This window comes from Segatella baroniae DSM 16972 = JCM 13447, from assembly GCF_000426585.1.
Lineage (GTDB): Bacteria > Bacteroidota > Bacteroidia > Bacteroidales > Bacteroidaceae > Prevotella > Prevotella baroniae.
Genome location: NZ_KE384544.1, coordinates 69,067 through 88,163, shown reverse-complemented (window position 1 = coordinate 88,163; position 19,097 = coordinate 69,067). Strand labels below are relative to the sequence as shown.

Sequence of the window (19,097 nt, the reverse complement as noted above, 5' to 3'; positions counted from 1 at the left end):
GATGGCGTTACTTTACTTGGATGTCTACGAAAACGGGGTAGTGGTCTGACACGGTGGAAATGTCTTTCTGGTCGCCCGCAATCGAAAGTCTCTTGACCACTTTGGCCTTCTTGATGGTTACATTTGAGGCATGGGGCGTATCCAAGAGGATGTAGTCGATGGTGGTATTGGGCTGTCCGGGCAGACTGCCCGCCGTCTCGCTGACGATGGTGAAGGCCTGTTGGAGCGTGGGGAAGGCCGACTGGTCGGCCGCCCAAGCAGGCGAATCGTTCAGGTCGCCGGCCAGAAACACGGGTTGTGACGCCGCTTTGGCCTCCTTGTTGATGATGTCCGCGCTGCTCTTGCGGGCCAAGGTGTTCAGGTCGAGATGGGTGGCGAGGAAGGAGAACCGGGGCAGTTGCACCTTGATCAGGGCCCGACGCTCGTTGCCCGGCAAGGGAATGATTTCCGCCTTCTTCACCTCCAGCGTCTTCTTCACCATCAGTCCGCAGCCGATACGGCCGCCGTCGTAGTCGGCTGCCGACCCGAAGAAGATCCGATAGTCGATTCCCGTGGCCTTCCTGATGTCCTCCAGCAGGTATCTTTGGCTGCGGTGGGTGCAGAAACTGTCCAGTTCCTGGATAGCAATGACGTCGGGTGACAGCGCCTTGATGACGTCGGCGAAGTCCTTGGTGTGTTCGTCGGAAAACGATTGCGTCGCGCCGTTGCCCTTGCAGTAAAAGGAATTGTAGGTCATCAGGCGGATGTCGCCCTCGGCTTTCGTGTATTTGTAGTCCTCGACGACAATCGGCGGCGTGTCGTCACCGTTACCCCCGTTGTTGGGATGGCCGCCACCGCCGCCGCAACCCACGATTGCCAGCGGCAAAAGCATTTCAATCAACATATAAGCGCGTATTGTCTGATTCTTCATGTGACAGGTTTTTGAAGTCCATTGCGCCCCTCTGACGGATGGCGCAATGGACGTTGACCGATTCAATGTTGCTTACCAATTCGGATTCTGGCTGATTTTGCCGCCATAGAGCGTGATCTGGTCCTGCGGAATCGGGTAGAGATAGTCTCTGCTTTCGTTCCACGAGCGTTGCTTTGCCTTGATGTCGTGCACGATGATGTGGCCCCCATTCACGCCGTTTTCCAACGAAAGGTTGTCGCCCAGCTTGAGGAAGATGGCTATTTTGCCCAGTTCGGGATGGCCGGCGACGGTCGGTGCGGTCGCTCCATCATAGATGCAGACGTCTTGCGCGTCACCGGTTCCGTTGCCGTTGAGGTCCAAGATGGCGAACTTCTTCGTGGAATCGAGGGCGGGGACATACATTCCCTTGAACTGTTTCTCGAAGGCTTTGCCCTCTTTCCATCGCATCAGGTCGTCGTAGCGGAAGCCTTCGTCGAACAATTCGATTGTCCGTTCGCGGCGAATCTCCAAGATGACGCCTTTGTTGGCGCCGCTGACATTGGGATATCCCGTCTCGGCAGCGGACAGATAAGGGTCGGGATTGGCGTTGGCCGCAGCCATGTTGAGCGGCGGCATGCCCACTCTGGCCCGTATCTTCGCAACCGTCTTGTCGAGATCGGCCTGCGACAGCGTGCCCAACTCGGCCTTGGCTTCGGCCAAATTCAGGTAGACCTCGGCCGCACGGAAGAGTATCATGTCGTTGTGCGACTTGTTGTAGCTGTCCTGTCCCGCGTCGGTCACCCACTTGGCGATCTGATAACCGGTGGTCGTCGATGAGAAATTGGGCGAGACAACGTTGTTTGAGCCGATGCGCTTGTGGCCCGGTGCTACGATAGTTTGGGCCAGACGAGGGTCACGGTTTTGCATTTCGGCGTAGTAAGTCATCGTCTGCCAGCCTGCCAGGTCGGTGAAACGTGAGCCGTCTTTCATGAGATAACTGTCGACAATCTTCTTGTTCATGCCGGGCTTGGAGCCTCCCGTGAGGAAGTGTTGATTGACGCTGTGGACGATGTTGAGGCCCAAATTGTAGTTGCGCGCCAAGACAACTTCGTCTTTCAGCGCGTTGTCGGCGACGAAAAGTCTGCGGTAAGGCTCGGCGGTGGCCGTGTAAATCTTGTACGGACTGTTGGCGATGAAGTCCTCGGCAGCCCCCGCGGCCGCCTTCAGATAGGCCTCGCTGCCGTCCATTCCGTGGTATTTCCTGTAGGTACCCTCGTACAGGAAGATTCTCGATTTCAAGGCCAGGGCCGTCCATTTGGTCACGCGGTAGAGGCTGGAGGCCGTCGGCAGGTTCTCGATGGCGTAGTCGACATCGGCCAAAATGTTGGCCATGAGCGTGTTGCGGTCGGTCCGCGGCTCGTACAACTTGTCGTCGGTGGAGCCGAGCGGGGCGTCGAACCAAGGCACTTCGCCGAAGCGTTTCACCTTATTATAGTAGAAGTAGGCGCGGAAGAAGCGGGCCACTCCGTCGTATTCCTTGCGTGCGGCCTCGTCGGAACAGCGAGAGGAGCGCTGCAAGTAGGTGTTGATGTTGGCCAGACTGCTCCACGACCATCCTCCACCTGATTCGGGAACGGTGCGTGTTCCCATCACTTCTGTGGTCAAACCGGTAGGGATGATGGCGTCGGCCGTTTCGCCATAGATTCCTTCCGCTGTAGGAAAATCAGCGTAGAAGCCATTCGTGAAGGTCTGCAGTTCGGCCCGGTTGTTGAAATAGTTCTCAGCCGCCAGCGTGTCCAGAGGCTCTTTGTCCAACGAACAGCTCGACAAGGCGAGCGCCGCCAAGGCCATCGGTAGGTAATATAGCTTTTTCATAGGATTCTGCTTTTGCTAAAATGAAATGTCAATACCAAAGGAATAAGTCTTCGAGAATGGGTAAACGCGGCCGTTGGCGTCGGTCGTCATCTGCTCGGGATCCAGATAATCATTCTTCAACTTGGTCGTGATGAAGAGGTTTTCGCCACTGAAATAGAAGCGGACTCTGCTCAGACTGATTTTCCGGGTCAAGGAAGAAGGCAGCGTATAGCCGACGGTAAGGTTCTTCAAGCGGCAGTAGGCCAGGTTCTGAAGATAGCGGTCGTTCGGTCGTCGCATGGCGAAGAAGCGGGCCTGGTCGGCTCCCGCCCTTGGGAAATAGGCGTCCGTGTTGGTCGGTTTCCACACTTTGTCCGCGAAGTCTGACGGGATGAACGAGCTGTAGGTGCGAGCGTAAGGCCCCCAGAACAGCATGTTGTTGTCGCCCGGGTACAGATTCTGCTTGCCGATTCCTTGCCAGAACATCGAGAAGTCGAAGCCGTTCCACGCCAGGTTGGCGGAGAAGCTGTAGTGATAGCGCGGCTGGCGGTTGCCAATCTTCTTCAGATCGCCGTGGTCTTCCAGCGTTCCCTTGCCGTTGTCGATCTTCTTCGAGTCGTCGAGGTCGGCGAATATCAAGTCCCCCGCATTGGAAGTGAAGCGGTTACCGCCCAAGAATGTTTGGTCAATGTGACGGTTTGCGGCCTCTTCGTCAGTCTTATAGATTCCTTCGATATGGTAACCCCAGATTTCTCCCCATTCCATGCCTTCGTAGTTGCTACCCAAAGTCTTGGTCTCATTGCCGGCAAACTTCACGAGTTTCGACTTGCTGTCGGCCAGCGATGCGGAAATGCCGTATGAGAACGGGTGTCCGGCCAGGTTGAAGCGATTATTCCAGCTCAACACGATTTCATAACCATTGGTGCGCAATTGTCCGTTGTTCTCCAACGGGGCATTGTAGCCGTACACGTTGGGCAGCGTCAGAGAGGCGGCCAGCATGTCTTTCGTGTCACGCCGATAGATGTCGAAGGTGGCCGAAAGGCGGTTGTTGAAGAATCCAAGGTCGATTCCGAGGTTCTTGGTGACGATCGTCTCCCAGGTGAGGCTGCCCGACACGGGCGCGTCGAGCCTGATGTAGGAAGCCTGCGCGTTGTCGAAGATGTAGCCGATGGTCGTCGTGTTGACGATGGAGGCACGGCGGATGTAGGGATAGTAGGCGTTGGCATAGCCGTCGGTCACCTGGTTTCCCAGCGACCCTACGGAGCCTCTGACCTTGAAGTTGCTGACAACGGCCCTCAGCGGCTCGAAGAACTTCTCGTCGCTCATGCGCCAGCCGAGCGATACGGAGGGGAAGAAGCCCCATCGGTCGCCCTCGCGGAAGCGTGAAGAACCGTCGTAGCGCATGTTCACCTCGGCCAGATACTTGCCCAAGTAGTCATAGCTGAGGCGGCCGAAGTAGCCCAACAGCGCGTATTCGTGCTGTCCTCCCTTCGCGCCTTTGTTGCCGGTGCCCAGCGCCAGGTCGTTCAACACCTCCGACTGGATGTTGTAGGACGAAGCCTCCACGTTCTTGTAATGCTCCGTTTCGTAGTTTGTTCCCACGACAACGTTCAGGTTGTGGGCGTTGTCGAAGGTCTTGGTGTAGGTCGCGAACAGGTCGTAGTCGGAGACGTCGTCGGTCGTTCGGATTTCTTTCAGGCGGTTGGCGAAGAATCCCGAGTTGGCGGTCAGAACCTGTCCGGGCCGCTCCGAGTATTCGAAGCCGGCCGATCTGAACTGCTTGTCTTTGATATAGGAGCGATACGTGTACTTTCCGATCAGGTCCAAGCCCGGCAGAATGTGGATGGTGGCCCCCAGGGCGTAGGTCTGTTGCGTCTTGTGCACGCCCGTAAAGCCGTTGCCCGTGCGGAGCATGGCCGTGAATCCGTCGGCCGGGCGGTTGCCGGAGTTGGGCAAGGTGTAGACATTCGTGCCGTCGGGGTTGGTCGGACTGATCCAGGGCATGGCATGGAACGTGAGGTTGCCGATGTTTCCGCCGTCCTCATAGTCGTATCCCGGCTGTTTGTATTTCGACTTGAAGAGCGAGGCGCTGGCCGAAATGTCCAGCCACGGGTTTGCTTCGGCGTTGAATTTGGCCATCAGCGTGCGGGTGTGGTACTTGTCGGTGCTGACGGCGTAAATGCCTTTGCGGTCGTTGGCGCTGCCGCTGACCACGTAGTTGAACTTCTTGTTGCCGCCCGTGATGTTCAGATTGTTGTTCCAAGTGGGCTGGCTGTAGTCGAACAAGTAGTCATACCAGTCGAAGTTTCCATAGTAATGATACCTGCCGTCCGCGCCGGTCACGACCCAGGGACGTGCCGGATTCTCGGTCGTGTCGTCGCGGCGGGCCTTCAATTCGTCGTAGTCGGCTTGGGTGAAGTTGGTGTAACTGCTGTTGTGGGTGGCCATGTTGAACTCGTCCACCAGCTTGGCCACGTCGTAACCGCTGGTCATGAAGCTGGTCTTGCGCGTTGGAGCCGAAAAGCTGTATCGACCGTTGTAGGTGATGTGAACCTCTCCGTCGTTGTTGGACTTCGTCGTGATGAGAATCACGCCAAAGCCGGCACGCGCTCCATAGATGGCGGCCGAGGCCGCGTCTTTCAACACCGAGATCGACTCTATGTCGTTCGGATTGATCAAGTCCAGGTCGCCTTCGACGCCATCGATCAACACCAGCGGCGCGCCCGAGTTCACAATGGACGTCGCTCCACGAATGTTCATCCGGGTTCTTTCGCCCGGCGTGCCTGAAGAGAACGTGATGTTGAGGTTCGGAACTTGTCCCTGCAACATCTGGCCCACGCTGCCGACGGGGCGGTCCTTGAGTTCGGCGGCCGTCACGGTGCTCACGGCACCGAGCAGGTTGGCCTTTTTCTTGGTGCCGTAGCCCACCACGACGACTTCTTCGAGCGCCTCGCTGTCTTCGCGCAGGTTGACGGTGACCTGTCGGCCGGGCGACTTGATGACCTGTGTTCGATAGCCGATATAGGATATTTCCAGGTCTTTGCCGTCCTCCATGTCGATCGAGAAGTTGCCGTCAACGTCGGTCACGGTGGCTACGGCCCTGCCGTTCACACGCACGGTGGCCCCGATGACAGGCTCGCCGCGGCCGTCCACGACCTTCCCCTTGACGATATGCTTGTCCGTCTGCTGTGTTTTTGTGGGTGCGGGGGCGGTGTTTCGGCCGCCGTGCGCGGGCTTGTCGTTTTTCTTGAACAAAGTGATTTGCTTGCCCGAACGCTTGTAGGCGATGTTCGTCTTGGCGAACAACCGTTCCAACACCTCGTCGATGTTGCGGTTGGAGGCCTGCAACGAAACCTGCGCGTTGAGTTCGGGCAGGAGGTCGCTGGTGTAGACGAAGACGTAGCCCTCGGTCTTTTCAATCCTGTCGATGGCTCCCTTCACCGTCGTGTTGGTGACATTCAGGGTCACTTTCAGGTTTTGCGCGCTCATCGCGGTGGCCCCGGCGCTCTGTGTCGTCATCGAGAGCAGCATAGAGAGGGCCACGGCCTTGACCATCGTCATGCGGCGGCGTGGCGAGCGCTCATGGTGTTTTGTTTTCAATGGTTGCATTTGTGTTCTGTTTAGGTAGTAGGAAACGATGGTTTTCTGTGATATCGGCAGTCCTCTGCGGCGCGCGGCCGGGCGACGGCTGCAAGATGGGTGTCAGTGCGTTTGGGTCATAGGCTTCATCTCCTTTCTTTTTCCATGAATTTGACGATGTTCTTGTCTCGTTTGTAGTCGGTCGATGTCATGAGTGCGATGGAGTTCAGCACGTCGTCCATCCGTCCGGAGAGGTAGAGTTTGCCCGAAACCAGCTTGCCGGAGAGCAGCGTGTCGGTCGTGGCGAATCGGATGTTGTAGTATTTGCCCACCTGTTTGAGCACCTTCTCAATGGGCGTGTTGTTGAAGGAAAGGTAGTTGTCTTTCCAACTCACATAGTCGGCCACGTTCACTTTCCGCCTCTCCAGCCTGCTGTCGGTCAAGGCCACGCGCTCGTCGGGTCGCATCATAATGCTGCCATGGTGGGGCGTCGTCACTGCAACCTTGCCACGGACGAGCACCACGGACGGCTCGGCGTCGTCCTTGTAGGCCGACACGTCGAAGCTCGTTCCATGAACGGTGACGTCCATCCGGTCGGTATGTACGATGAAAGGTTGCGCCGGACGACGGGCCACATCGATGAAGATTTCGCCGTCGACGCTGATGTCGCGCGTGCCTTTGTCGAAGCTTGTGGGCAGTTCCACCGTAGTTCCGGCGTTGATCCAGAGCTGCGAGCGGTCGGCCAGCGTCAGCGAAGCGTGCTTGCCGGGCGGCACCGTGATGCGGCATTTGCGGCCTTTCAGCGCGGCCACCCCTTCGCTTCCGTAGTAGACACGGCCGTCTTTGACCATCATGCCGACCGACTGCGGAAGCGGCACGTTGCGCCCGTCGACCGTCAGCACGATGTCCTTCGACCGGAAAATCTCACCAACCAGCACCCTGTTCGGCTCGTCGCGGCCGCCCCACTCGCGCATGGCGAGATAGGTCAGGGGGCTTGCCAGCAGCAGCAGGACGGCCGCGGCAGCCACCATGCGGCGGACGTGCAGCCTGCGACGGGCTTTCCGTCGGGCCACGCTGGCTTTGATTCTGTCGAGCAAGGCCTGCTGTCCGGCGTATGGGCTGTCGTTGAGGCGCACGCTGTCGCATACGCGGATGGCTTTCTCGAACTCGTCTTTCAGTTCCGGATGCGTGGTGATGAACCGCCGCCAATAGTCTTCAAGTTCTGGGCTGCGGGTCAGTCGCCACATCACGAACCGGCCGTCCTCAAGCAGAAGGAAGTCCAGATAGGTTTTGAAGGAAGGATGATGTGCTGTTTCCATTGGGTCTGTCGTTTGTCAAAGGACAACGCAACAGCCGTTTTATGGACATGCCGCCGTGGAAAAAGCACCTTCTTTAACTTTTATTAAGCAGTCGTGCCGCCTGTGCCGTCTGACGGCGGCGTGACGGACGGCGTGCGGGGGGAAGGCCGGAGAAGTGCGGTTGGAAAGGAAAAGCAGCCCTTTCGGCTTGCGAAAGGGCTGCTTCGGGTGTGCGAAAGGGCCGCTTTTGGCGTGTGAAAGCACTGCTTTCACACGCTCAAAGGGCCACTTTTGTAATGTGTCGGCTAAGTGCTTGGAAATGAAAGGGATGGCGAAGCCGCCGAGTCGTCAATAGACGGCGCGTCTACTTCTTCGCTTTCTTCCAGTACTTGGCGCCTTTCTCCTTCAGCTTGGCCGTAAATTCGGCACTGGCCTTGTCCACTTCGGCCTCCTCTTCGGGTGTGGCGAATGCGTGACGGTAGCCTTTCACGGTGTTCCAGTGGCCACGTGTAAAGTCGGGAACGGCCACGGGCATGCAGCCGTGGTTCATGGAGACGCTGCCGAGCTCGGCCAGACAGCACCATTCGGCCAGGTCGTAGACGTCCATGTCGAGGGGAAGGCCGTGCTGGAGACAGTAGACCAGACGGCTGTCCATGATGAAGTCCATGCCGCCGTGGCCTCCCACTTCCTTGGCCTTGGCCTCATAGCGGGCGATGATGGGGCTTTCGTACTTCTTCTCGAGGGCCTTGCGGTCGGCGGCGCTCATGTAGCTGTGGCCCGAAAGGTCGTCGGCCGACGGCGTGACGCCCGCTTTCTTCATCTCCGCGCCCGACAGAGCGTAGCCCTCCATGGGGTATTTGTTGGCGAAGCCGGTCGTTCCCACCAGCTGATACATGCGGCTGTAGGGCTGCGGCGTCATCGTGTTGTGGTGTATTTCCAGCATTTTTCCCTCCTCGGTGCGGATGAGTGTGACGGTGTGGTCGCCGTTGGCGAAGTCCGTGCAGGCCTTGCCCGACAGCTTTTCGGCCCACATCTTGCCGTTCACCGACTTGGTGTCCATGGCCACGAGCGTGGTCATGCGGTCGCCGCGGTGGATGTCCAGCGCCTGGGCGATGGGCCCGAGGCCGTGTGTGGCATAGACGTCGCCGCGGAATTTCTTGTTGTAGTCGAGGCGCCAGCCCAGCTTGTCGTCGGCGTCTTTCTTCCAATAGGCGTCCCAGAAGTCGGAGAGGTCGTGGCGATAGGCCCCTGCCGCGTAGAGCACTTCACCGAAAACGCCGTGCTGTGCCATGTTGAGTGAGTTGAGTTCGAAGAAGTCGTAGCAGCAGTTCTCAAGCATCATGCAGTGCAGCCGCTTGCTTTCGGAGAGGTTGATGAGCGACCATATCTCGCTCATGCTCATGGCCGATGGTACTTCGATGGCCACGTGCTTGCCGTGTTCGAGGGCATATTTGGCCACGACGAAGTGGTGGAGCCAGTCGGTGGCTATGTAGACGAGGTCGATGTCCTTGCGTTCGCAGAGCTTCTTGTAGCCTTCTTCGCCGCTGTAGATGTCGGCCGGCGGCATGCTGGCGTCGTGTAGGTATTTGTTGCAAGCTTCGGCGCGCTTGGCTTCGTAGTCGCAGAGCGCCTTGATCTCGGTGCCGTTGATGTGGGTCCAACGGAAGACGGCGCCCGGTCCGCGCATGCCGAGGCCCACGAAGCCCACCCTTACGGTCTTCATCTTGGGTGCCGTGAGGCCGAGGGCCGACTGTTGGCCGGCCGGCCGTTGGGGAACTTCGGTCACGATGGTGCCGTCTTTCACTTGATAAGGCCAGTTGAACGCCACCTCCTGTCCCATGGAGGACAAGGCGGAGCTGCAGAACAAGGCCATGTAAACGATGAATTTCTTCATGATTAAGTTAGGATTGTAGTGGTTGGTAATTGATGATGATTGCCCTTGCGTGGCGCAAGGATGTTGAATTTGCGTGTGAAAGACCATGTATCGTGCGTCCGTGGGCGATACATGGTCGTGCTTTGGCGTCGGCATCGCTTATCGGGCGAGCAGCGCCTTGATGTCTTGGTCGATGTCCTTCACCTGCGCGTCGCGCTTCACGAGCGTGTTGTTGCGGTCTATGAGGAAGTAGGTGGGAATCCGCTGGATGTTGTATGTGCCCATCAGCGGGCTGTCGGGGCCGTTTGCGTCGCGCACGCTCACCCATGGCAGGGCCGCCGTCTGCGTCTTCCAGAAGTGCTCGTTGGGGTCGACCGACACCTGGTAGATTTCCAATCCCTGCGCGTGGTACTTGTTGTAGAGGCCGCGCAACATCATGATTCGCTCGGTGCTGTGGTCGGCGGCGAAGAGATGGAAGTCGAGCAGCACCACCTTGCCCCGCAGCGAAGACAGTTTGCGCACGTTGCCTCTGTTGTCCGGCAGGGCGATGTCGATGATTCCGGCCGACTGAACCTTGTCGGCGTCGATGTATTGCTGCTGCTGTCGCGCCCTCACGATGCGCATGTCCTTCATTCCTTCGATGGCGATGTTGTGGAGGTTCTTGCCCCGTTCGGCGTTCGGATAGTAGGTATCCCAGCTCGTTGCCACAGCGGCGTAGACCTTGATGTCGGCTTCGTTGCTGCGTGGATTGAAGATAAGAGCCTGCCGGTTGCCCAGGGCTACCGTCTGGAAGAGGGCGAAATAGCTGTAGGCCTTCATGGGTTCCTTGAAGATGTAGTTGCGTTTCACGTTGTCCTTGTAGGCCGTCAGCACCTTGTCTATGCTGTCTTCCACGGCGTCGACGCCCAGGCTGGGACTGCCGGCGATGGCGTTCACCCGTGCCTGGAGCCCCTGTTGCAGGAGTGCCAGCTCCTTGATCTTGGCGCAGTTGTCCGACCCCGACACCTCGTAAGCGGAAGCCATGGTGGGATAGGAGGCCTTGAATGTGACGGTCTCGGTCGAGTCTATGCTCACGTTGATAATCTGGTTGGCGATTCTCAGTCGGTAAAATTCGGGGTTGTCGGCAATGCTTTGCTCGCCGAAAGCGAAGGTTCCGTCTTCACCCAGCTTCACGGAGTCGACCACCTGGGGGCCGTTCAGCGACATGTTCTCAAGGTAAAGGATGGAGTCCTTGGCTTCGGAAATCGTTCCGTTTACGTGGAATTGCTTGTTGTTGCAAGAGGTTGCGCAGAGCAGCGTCACGAGAATGACGGCCCCGTAGAAGGCTTTGTTCATTTTCATTGTTTATCGTATGTGTTTCGATATTGCAGTAGTGCTGCAAAGATACGCAATATATTTGGAAACGGACGCAGCGTTATGTAAAAAACTTAGGAATGCTCAATAGCCCTTGTTCTGCACCAGTTTGCCGTTCATGGCTTTGATATCGGCCGGAATGGGATAGACGGTGGTGTGGCCGTCGTCCTCTTTCACGCGGTCGCTGCCATCATACAACGAACAGAAGAGACCAAACCGGATAAGATCCTGACGGCGCCAGCCCTCCCAAGCCAGCTCCAGGAGCCGCTCGTCGAGGATGTTCGGTAGCGTCGCCTCTCGATGGACGGTGGTGGAACGGCCGCGCACGAGGTCGAAGTCCTGCTGTCCCGACAGCCCCATCCTCACCTTTGCCTCGGCCCGCATGAGCAAAATGTCGGCCAGACGGAACAAAACGATGTCGTTGTCCATCAGCTTTCCGTCTTTCAGAGCTTTCTTGTCTATCTCATACTTGCGCATTCTAGCCCCTGCCGTTTCTACATACGGGCTGCCGCTCAGATTCATTTCGACGGCTGTGGGATAATAGACGAGCTGCTTTCCGCCGCGATCCGCCACGGCATTGCCGTTGAGATCGACCACCGGACCGGCAAAATAGTTTTCCCCGAAGCGTGGATCCTCTGCCTTTGTAGCATAGCCAAACACCTCTAAAACCTTACGCGTGGCGCACGATCCGTTCTCACCGGTAAAGCCATAGGCCGCCGCGTGGCGGTAATGGTACGACCGGAAGAGGTTCTGTTGTTGCTGACGATAGAGGTTTTTGTCCATGGGAATGACGAAGATGTTTTCCGTTGACGTCTCGTTGTGCACCAAGAAATTGTCACGATAGTTCGGCATGAGCGCGAAGGAGGCATCGAGCTTGTCGCAATAGTACACGGTTGCCTGCCAGGCGTTCATCGTTTGTCCGTCGACGCTGAACTTCATCCGGCTGCCGTCGGGTCGTTGCCCGTCGGTCCAGTCATCATCGCCGTACACTTCGGCATTAAGCATGAGCTTGGCCAGTATAAAATAGGCCACAGGACGCGTCACCCGACCATAGTAATCGCCCGATTTCACGCTGTTCTCGTCGGCCAAATCGGGCAGCACGGTCTGCAATTCCTTGACGATAAAGGCAAAGGTGACACTGCGCTTTTCCTGCGTCACCTGACTCATCGACACGTCTGACGACGTGATGAGCGGCACGTTGCCGAAGAGATCCATCAGATACCAGTAGTACATCGCACGACAGGCACGCACCTCGGCTTGATAACCGCGTAGCGTAGCCGCGTCGACAAGGTTGCCGTGGGCCTGCAATGTTTCGAGCGAACGGTTGCAGAGCGTGATGACCTTGTAGAGATAGAGCCACGCGTTCTTGCAAAGGTCGTGGCCGGGAGCCCACGAATGCTTGTACATGGCCTGCCAGAGGCCGCCGTCATACCAGTCGCCGCCGCGCGTGGGCAACATGGCCTCGTCGCTACCGAAGGTGTTCAGGTCGTAGACTCCACGACAAGTACCCTGCAGTCCCTGACCGTCGGCGTCGCCACCTATATAATTATAGAGTGTCGCCACGGTGTTCCGATACAGTTGTCGGGCCGAGGCGTAGGCCTGTTCTTCGGGTATCTGGTCTTTCGGATGCTCGTTGAGCGAGCACGAAACCAGCACTGTCGCCAGCAGGAAAGGGAGGAGAAAACGTTTCATAGGCAGCCGGTGGTTTAGAATTGAATGCTTAATCCGAAGGCATAAGAGCGGTAGACGGGGTAGTTGCGCTTGTCGTCCAGGCCTAGCGTGCCGTCGACGACGGAGGAGTTGATCATGGGTGTGAGTCCGCTGTAGCCCGTGATGGTGGCCAGGTTGTTGACCGACAGCGAGAGCCGGAGGTTGCGGATATAGGCTGATTTCACGGGAACCGTCCAGCCGAAGGTCAGGTAGTCGATGTTGAGATAGTCGCCGCGTTCCAGCCAGTAGTCGCTGATGGTCTGGTCGTGGATGTTCTTTTGGGGCGCGCCCTTCATGACATTGTAGTTCGGGAGCGACAGCATGTTCATGTAGGAGAGGGCCGTTCCGTTGTAGATCTTGTGCCCGAAGGCGCCGTTGGTCTGCATGGTCACGTCGAAGTCCTTGTATCTGAAGGCGATGTTCGAGCCCAGTGTGGCCTTGGGCGTGGCCTGTCCGCAGATGTATTTCTCCTTCGTCACGTCGTAGCGGTAGCTTCCGTCGCCGTTGCTGACGAGTCCTTTGCAGTGGGGCAGGTAGAAGACGCCCAGCGGCTGGCCCACCATCTGGAACACGGCGTCGCTCGCTCCGTGGAAGCCCGCGCCGCCGAGCGAGGCTATTCCCTTGATGTCGGGCGTTGTGAGGTACTCTCCGTTGAAGTAGCCGTTGAGCGAAACGAGTTTGTCGCGTGCGAAGGCCATGTTCATGTTGAGGCTCAATTCCATGTCCTTCGTACGCAGCGGGGTGATTCCGAAGCCTATTTCCAGACCGCTGTTGCGCATCGAACCGAGGTTGGCCAGCACCTTGTCATAGATGAAGGGCGGCACGCTGGCGTCGTAGAGATAGAGCATGTCCGACGTGCGCGACGTGTAGTAGTCGGCCGTCAGCACCACGCGGTTGTTCCAGAAGCCCAGGTCGAGTCCGACGTTAAACGTGCGTTTGATTTCCCACTTCAGGTCGGGATTGGCGTTGCGAATGATTCCCAACGTCGTCGTCGGTGTGCCGCCCACCGACACTACGCCGTTGGGCATGACCGACTGTTGCGAGATGTAGGCGTCGATACCGCCCAGATTGCCCGACACACCATAGCCCGCGCGCAGCTTCAGCTTGCTGATCTGTCGCAGCGGCTGCATCCATGGTTCCTTATCGATGACCCATGCGCCCGACACCGAAGGGAAGAAGCCCCACCGATTGTTGCGTCCCACCTTGGAAGAACCATCGGCACGCGCGTTGAGCGACAGGATATAACGGTTGGCCAACACGTACTGGGCGTGTGCCAGAAACGATTCCATGTGAGAATCTTGGTAATACGACCCCGTGCCTTCCCACAGACGGACGGCTCCCGCGGCCAGATTGTGATAGCCGAAGGCGTCGGTCGTGAAGTTGCTCACCTGCGTATGGAAACCCTTTGCTACGCTATGCTGCACTTCCGCCAGTCCCAGCAGCTCCAATTGGTGCGCTCCTCGGCCGGTTCGGTAGTTTATCGACAGGTTGGCAAGCATATCTTCGCTCTTGTCATCACCCCGATAAGCCTCGCCGTGCGACCATACAAAGGTGGGATAGTAGTGTGAGAGGTTGCCCGTGTTGTAGGAATAAGAACCGAAAGCGGTCACGCTGAGCCCTCGTCCTAAGTCCATGCTCATACGCAGATGGGCATTGAAGTGGCCGTCATCCTTGTCGTTCTCCATCTTGAGCAGCGAGTTGGGGTTGGTAATCCACGACGCTTCAGGCACCTGATCCCATCCGCCGGCGGCGTTGAGCCCATTGCTGAACGTCGGATTGAACGTGGCAGCCGAGTAGAAGAGTCTCCATGGAAACGGAATCGGCTTACTCTTCTGCACGCTTCCAAAGATTCCGAGGTCTACGGAGAGCCTTTCGTCGAAGGCTTTCTGGCTGATGTCGAGCTTGGCGATGTAGTTGCGGTATTCGTTTTCCTTCACCACCATGCGGTGATCCATCACGCCGACAGACGCCCGATAGTTGCTTTGGTCGCTTCCTCCGCCAAAGGCGATGTGGTGATTCTGCACCCATCCCGTGCGTTCGATGGATCGCCTGAAGTCGGTATCGCCACCATGGTCCGCGATCGTCATGCCCAGATTGGCCGCCGCTTGGCGAAACTCGCTGCCCGAAAGCATTCCGATGCGCTTGTAGACGGCCTCCCACCCTACGTTACCGTCGTAACTGATGTGGAATCGTTCGCCCTTTCCCTTCTTGGTGGTCACCTCAATGACGCCCGAAGCGCCGCGCGAACCGTATTGCGCCGTTTCAGAAGCGTCTTTCAAGATGGTGAAACGCTCGATATCAGCGGGATAGATGGTGCTCAAGGTGGCCAAATCGGACGACACGCCGTCGATAATGACAAGCGGATCGTTGCCTCCCGTGAGCGACGTTGTACCACGCACGCGCACCGCATTGAGCATGGCTTCCTGATTGGGGCCTGTCGATACGCTCACACCCGCGGCCTGACCGTTCAGCGCACTCAGCGCGTTGATGGTCAGGCCTTTGTTGATTTGGCGTTCCGTCACTTGGTCTACAGAGCCTGTGACGAGGCCGGCTATGCCTTTGATGTAGCCTATTTTCAGGGCCGTGGAATCTTTCTTGGCGGTTGTTTGGGCTTTCACCGGGAGCATGGTGCCAAGGAACAAAAGGAAGAAAAAGCTGTTTTTTCGCATAGGTGTATAGGTAATGGAGGGTGGTGACAGACCGTTCGACATGCTGTTGATTATCGCAAATATAGTGAAAATACCGATATGCGGTGCGAATATTCGCCTTTTTAACGCAGCCCTTGCGATAAATGATGTATATTTGTGGAGAGGTAAGGTTTTATTGAGTACTAAATAGACAGGTTATGATGAACAAACGAAGTTGGATCTTGGCAGCCGTTGCCGCCTTGCTGTTGGTGGAGTTTCTCGGTTTTGTAGCCCTTTTGATACTGGTTTTCCCACTGGCTTACGTCGTCTTGCGCAGGAAAGAGAGGCGGAAGGCGAAGGAAATGCCGGTGCAGACGGTCTATCGGTCGTTGGACGAGGCCGTGCAGGCCTTGGGAGAACCCACCGATACGATCACGCTCAACGCCACGTTGGGCAACGAACTCAACGGCGTCATCCTCGTCTATGCCGACGCCCGCCGGCTGGTCGTGCAGGGACGGGTCTATCCTTTTGCGTCCATCCGCGACATCAGTGTTGTCAACAGCGCGACACCTTATTATATAGGTGAATACCAACTGCTCGTTTTCACCGAGGAGGAGACGCTCCGTCTGCCCGTAGGTTACGACAACGAGTATGCCCGCAACCTGGCCGTTCGGTTGTGGCAGCAGGTGAAAGGCTCCGATGAAGCTGACAAACCCGCCTAAGGATTGAGCGAGTGGGTCAAAAAAAAGCAGGTGAAGAATATTGAAAAAGCAGGAAATGGGTCTTATTTATCGATGAAAAAGTTGCAACAGCTAAATAATTCCCATTTCTTGAACGATTTTCTTGATTACTTGAAGGTCTACCGTGGCGTATTCTTCCTTGTCATACATCAGTAGGAAGATGACTTCGCCATCATCATTGCTCAACAGAATGTTGTAGGTGATGACCCTTGTGCCGCCGGATTTCCCCTTTCCCTTCGACTTGATGGCCATACGTATCTTGCGAATGCCCGGATACAGTTCGTCACCCTGGAGCGGATTCTTCTGTATGGCTTCGCAAAACTTCGCAAAGTCGGCCTTGAAGCTGGCGTATTTCTTTGCAAGTCGTTTGGCTTCTCTCTCGAAATCGGAGGTTGTACTAATCTTAAAGCTCACGGAGCAAGGCCTCTGCTGACTTCAATTCCGATTTACCGGCTTTCGCGTCAATCACTTCTTGAAGCGCATTGCGCAACCTCGAAGCAAACTCGTCTTTGTTGACAAGCGTGTCCACTTCGGTCACCGGGGTGATTTTGAAGCTGCCTTCCCTTGACCGGAGAACGACGTTTACCCCTGCTTTAACCATGTTCAGGTATTTCGTTTGATTGGAACGAAAATCCCTTGTGCTGACAATCATCATATCATTATGCTTTTATCTTCATTGCAAAGATAAGCAAAAAAAGGAGATGGTGGCCGTTTTGGTTACCAAAAGAGGGCTGTTTAAGAAATATTTCATATTGAAGAGTCTTGTGCCGACTCTGTTTTGAGCGCTGATACGGCGGTCATTCCCCCACCGTCAGCTTGCCGTTGAGTTTGATGTTGTCCGAACTCGGTCCCACCATGACGGTGAAATCGCCGGGTTCCACCACACGTTTTAGCTCGCCATTGACGATGGACAGGTCGTCGGCTGTCAGCGTGAAGGAGAAGCGGTGGGTCTCGCCACGTTTGATTGGAGCCCTTTCGAAGTGCTTCAACTGCAAGAGCGGCTGCACCGTTGAGGCCAGTTCGTCGTGCAGGTAGAGCTGGGCCACCTCATCGCCGTCACGGTCACCTGTGTTGGTTACGTCGAAACTGACATCGAACGTGTATTTATCTTTCTTCGTTATCTGTAGATTGGTGTATGTGAAGGTCGTATAACTCAGTCCGTAACCGAAGCTATAGAGCGGTTTGGCGCTCATTTCAACGTAGTTGTGGGCGGCCGGAGCCTTCTTGTTGTAGTACACCGGCAACTGTCCGATGTGGCGGGCCACGCTCACGGGCAGGCGTCCGGCAGGATTGTAGTCGCCGAAGACCACGTCGGCGATGGCCTGTCCGCCCTGTTCTCCGGGGTAGTAGGCCGTCAGGAGGGCGTCGGCATGCTCGGCGGCCCAGGTCTTTTCGAGCGGGCGGCCTTCAATATAGACCACCACCAGGGGCTTGCCCGTCCGCTTTAGGGCTTCGAGCAGTTCCTGCTGGCGACCCAAGAGCGTGAGCGTGGCACGGTCGAAGCCTTCCCCGCAGTCCATGTCGGCCAGGCTCTTGTTGTCGCTCACGGCGGCACCGGTCTCCTTGTAGCTCGTCTTGAAGTCGCGGGCACTCGACCCTCCCACCGCCACGATGACCACGTCGGCCCGTCGGGCCGCAGCCACCGCTTCACCGATGTTGCAGTCGTTGGTGTCTCTCACGGCACAACCTTTCACATATTCTATATTGGCGGCCGGCAGTTTGGTCTTCACACCGTCCAGAATCGTCTTCACGTTGCCCCTCGGTTGCGGCGCGGTGTAGTCGCCCAACAGGTTGTAGACGTTGTCGGCGTTGGGTCCGACGACCGCCACCCGCATGTCCTTGCGCAGCGGCAGCGTGTGGTTCCTGTTCTCCAGCAGCGTAACCAGCTCCTGCGCCGCGCGCCGTGCCACCATGATGTCGTCGCCGTTGCGCACATCGCGCGCCGCCTTCGGGTCGACGTATGGGTTCTCGAACAGGCCCATTTCGAACTTCATGCGCAGGATGCGTGCACAGGCCGTGTCGATTTTGGCCTCACTAACCTCCCCTTTCCTCACGGCATCGGCCAACCCTTCGTAGGCCAGCGCGCCCAGGTCGGCGTCCACACCGGCATGGAGTGCCATCACACCGGCCTGCGGGCGGGTGGCGGCGATGTGGTGGGTCTGCCAGATTCCGTCGATACTATAGAGGTCGGAGACCACGAATCCGCCGAAGTTCCAGTCCTTGCGCAGCACGTCGGTCAGGAAATAGCCGTTGGCCGTGCTGGGAATGCCGTCGAGTGAGTTGTACGATGTCATGACCGAAAGGGCACCGGCATCGATGGCTCGTTTGAAAGGAGGCAGAAAGTTCTCGTGTATCTCGCGCATGCCGAGGAATGTCGGGTTGCCGTTTTGCCCGCCTTCGGTGGTGCCGTAGCCGATGAAATGCTTCAACGTGGCCAGTGTGGCGTAAGGATCGCTTAGCTTGCCCGCACCCAGTCCACGCACCATGGCCTCGCCCATGTAGCTCGTGAGCGTGGGGTCTTCGCCATACGATTCCTCCACGCGGCTCCATCGTGGGTCACGACTGACATCCAACACGGGCCCGTAGCTGATATGCCCTCCTTGAAGGCGTATTTCCTTGGCAATGACGCGTCCTGCCTGCTCTATCAGAGTGGGATTCCACGTGGCCGCCATACCCAACCCTGTGGGGAAAACGGTTGTTCCGATGGCCATGTGCCCGTGCGGTGCCTCCTCGGCGAGGAAGAGTGGAATGCCCAGACGTGTGTTTTCCTTCACGTACTTTTGCAAGGCGTTGCCGCATTTGGCCGCCAGTTCGGGGTTCAGCCCATTGTCGAGCGACTTCCGGGTCCATGGGTCGGCGCGATAAGTGGCCCACAGCATGCCGATGTTGCCCTGCTTGATGTCCTGTTTGAACTGGTCGCTGGGCACCACGTTGCGGCCCTGTATGTCGTAGTAGTTCCACGCCAGCGTGCAGCGCAGTTGTCCGACCTTCTCTTCGAGGGTCATGCGGGCGAGCAGGTCGCCGACGCGTTGCTCCACGGGAAGGCTCTTGTCTTGGTACGGGAACGTTTTCTTCTTCGCGGCGTCGGCCGACAACGTGAGGCAGAGCACGGCGAGAAAACATGTAAATTTCTTCATTCGGATGAGTTGAATAGTTGGTTTTGGGAAAAGGGAA

Annotated in this window: 12 protein-coding genes; 1 reads left to right on the top strand and 11 read right to left on the bottom strand. The window is 57.2% G+C overall.

All coding sequences use genetic code 11. From position 1 onward, the window contains the following. Positions 1–7 precede the first annotated feature (7 nt). The 8 genes from K334_RS0113055 to K334_RS0113020 all read right to left on the bottom strand — a co-directional run bounded on the left by K334_RS0113055 (position 8) and on the right by K334_RS0113020 (position 15,225). Positions 8–910, bottom strand: coding sequence for an endonuclease/exonuclease/phosphatase family protein (locus tag K334_RS0113055; protein WP_025880931.1), 903 nt, complete (start codon positions 908–910; stop codon positions 8–10). Positions 911–982: 72 nt separating this feature from the next. After that, complete coding sequence (locus K334_RS0113050; protein WP_027445088.1) at positions 983–2,764, bottom strand: RagB/SusD family nutrient uptake outer membrane protein; 1,782 nt, start codon at positions 2,762–2,764, stop codon at positions 983–985. A gap of 15 nt (positions 2,765–2,779) precedes the next feature. Beyond that, positions 2,780–6,352: a TonB-dependent receptor gene (locus tag K334_RS0113045; protein WP_154655629.1), complete on the bottom strand. Its 3,573-nt coding sequence runs from the start codon at positions 6,350–6,352 to the stop codon at positions 2,780–2,782. A gap of 116 nt (positions 6,353–6,468) precedes the next feature. Beyond that, positions 6,469–7,641, bottom strand: a complete 1,173-nt coding sequence (locus K334_RS0113040) for a FecR family protein (protein ID WP_025880930.1) — start codon at positions 7,639–7,641, stop codon at positions 6,469–6,471. Positions 7,642–7,984: 343 nt separating this feature from the next. Further along, positions 7,985–9,493: a Gfo/Idh/MocA family protein gene (locus K334_RS0113035; RefSeq protein WP_051218772.1), complete on the bottom strand. Its 1,509-nt coding sequence runs from the start codon at positions 9,491–9,493 to the stop codon at positions 7,985–7,987. A gap of 159 nt (positions 9,494–9,652) precedes the next feature. Next, positions 9,653–10,834 carry a TlpA disulfide reductase family protein gene (locus tag K334_RS0113030; protein ID WP_027445085.1) on the bottom strand — a complete coding sequence of 394 codons (1,182 nt, stop codon included), beginning with the start codon at positions 10,832–10,834 and terminating at the stop codon, positions 9,653–9,655. Positions 10,835–10,930: 96 nt separating this feature from the next. After that, positions 10,931–12,538 carry a RagB/SusD family nutrient uptake outer membrane protein gene (locus K334_RS0113025; RefSeq protein ID WP_025880929.1) on the bottom strand — a complete coding sequence of 536 codons (1,608 nt, stop codon included), beginning with the start codon at positions 12,536–12,538 and terminating at the stop codon, positions 10,931–10,933. A 14-nt stretch (positions 12,539–12,552) separates the two neighbouring features. After that, on the bottom strand, positions 12,553–15,225 hold the full coding sequence (locus K334_RS0113020; protein WP_027445084.1) for a SusC/RagA family TonB-linked outer membrane protein: 2,673 nt from the start codon (positions 15,223–15,225) through the stop codon (positions 12,553–12,555). A gap of 176 nt (positions 15,226–15,401) precedes the next feature. Here K334_RS0113020 and K334_RS0113010 point away from each other — a divergent pair, with 176 nt between their 5' ends. After that, positions 15,402–15,905 carry a hypothetical protein gene (locus K334_RS0113010; protein ID WP_025880927.1) on the top strand — a complete coding sequence of 168 codons (504 nt, stop codon included), beginning with the start codon at positions 15,402–15,404 and terminating at the stop codon, positions 15,903–15,905. A 90-nt stretch (positions 15,906–15,995) separates the two neighbouring features. Here K334_RS0113010 and K334_RS0113005 read toward each other — a convergent pair whose 3' ends face one another. The 3 genes from K334_RS0113005 to K334_RS0112995 form a co-directional block, all read right to left on the bottom strand. Further along, on the bottom strand, positions 15,996–16,337 hold the full coding sequence (locus K334_RS0113005; protein ID WP_027445083.1) for a hypothetical protein: 342 nt from the start codon (positions 16,335–16,337) through the stop codon (positions 15,996–15,998). Then, positions 16,327–16,578 (bottom strand): hypothetical protein, encoded by a 252-nt coding sequence (locus tag K334_RS0113000; protein ID WP_025880925.1) that lies wholly within the window; start codon positions 16,576–16,578, stop codon positions 16,327–16,329. Before K334_RS0113000 ends, K334_RS0113005 begins: the two co-directional genes overlap by 11 nt. A gap of 142 nt (positions 16,579–16,720) precedes the next feature. After that, complete coding sequence (locus K334_RS0112995; RefSeq protein WP_027445082.1) at positions 16,721–19,060, bottom strand: glycoside hydrolase family 3 N-terminal domain-containing protein; 2,340 nt, start codon at positions 19,058–19,060, stop codon at positions 16,721–16,723. Positions 19,061–19,097 lie beyond the last annotated feature (37 nt).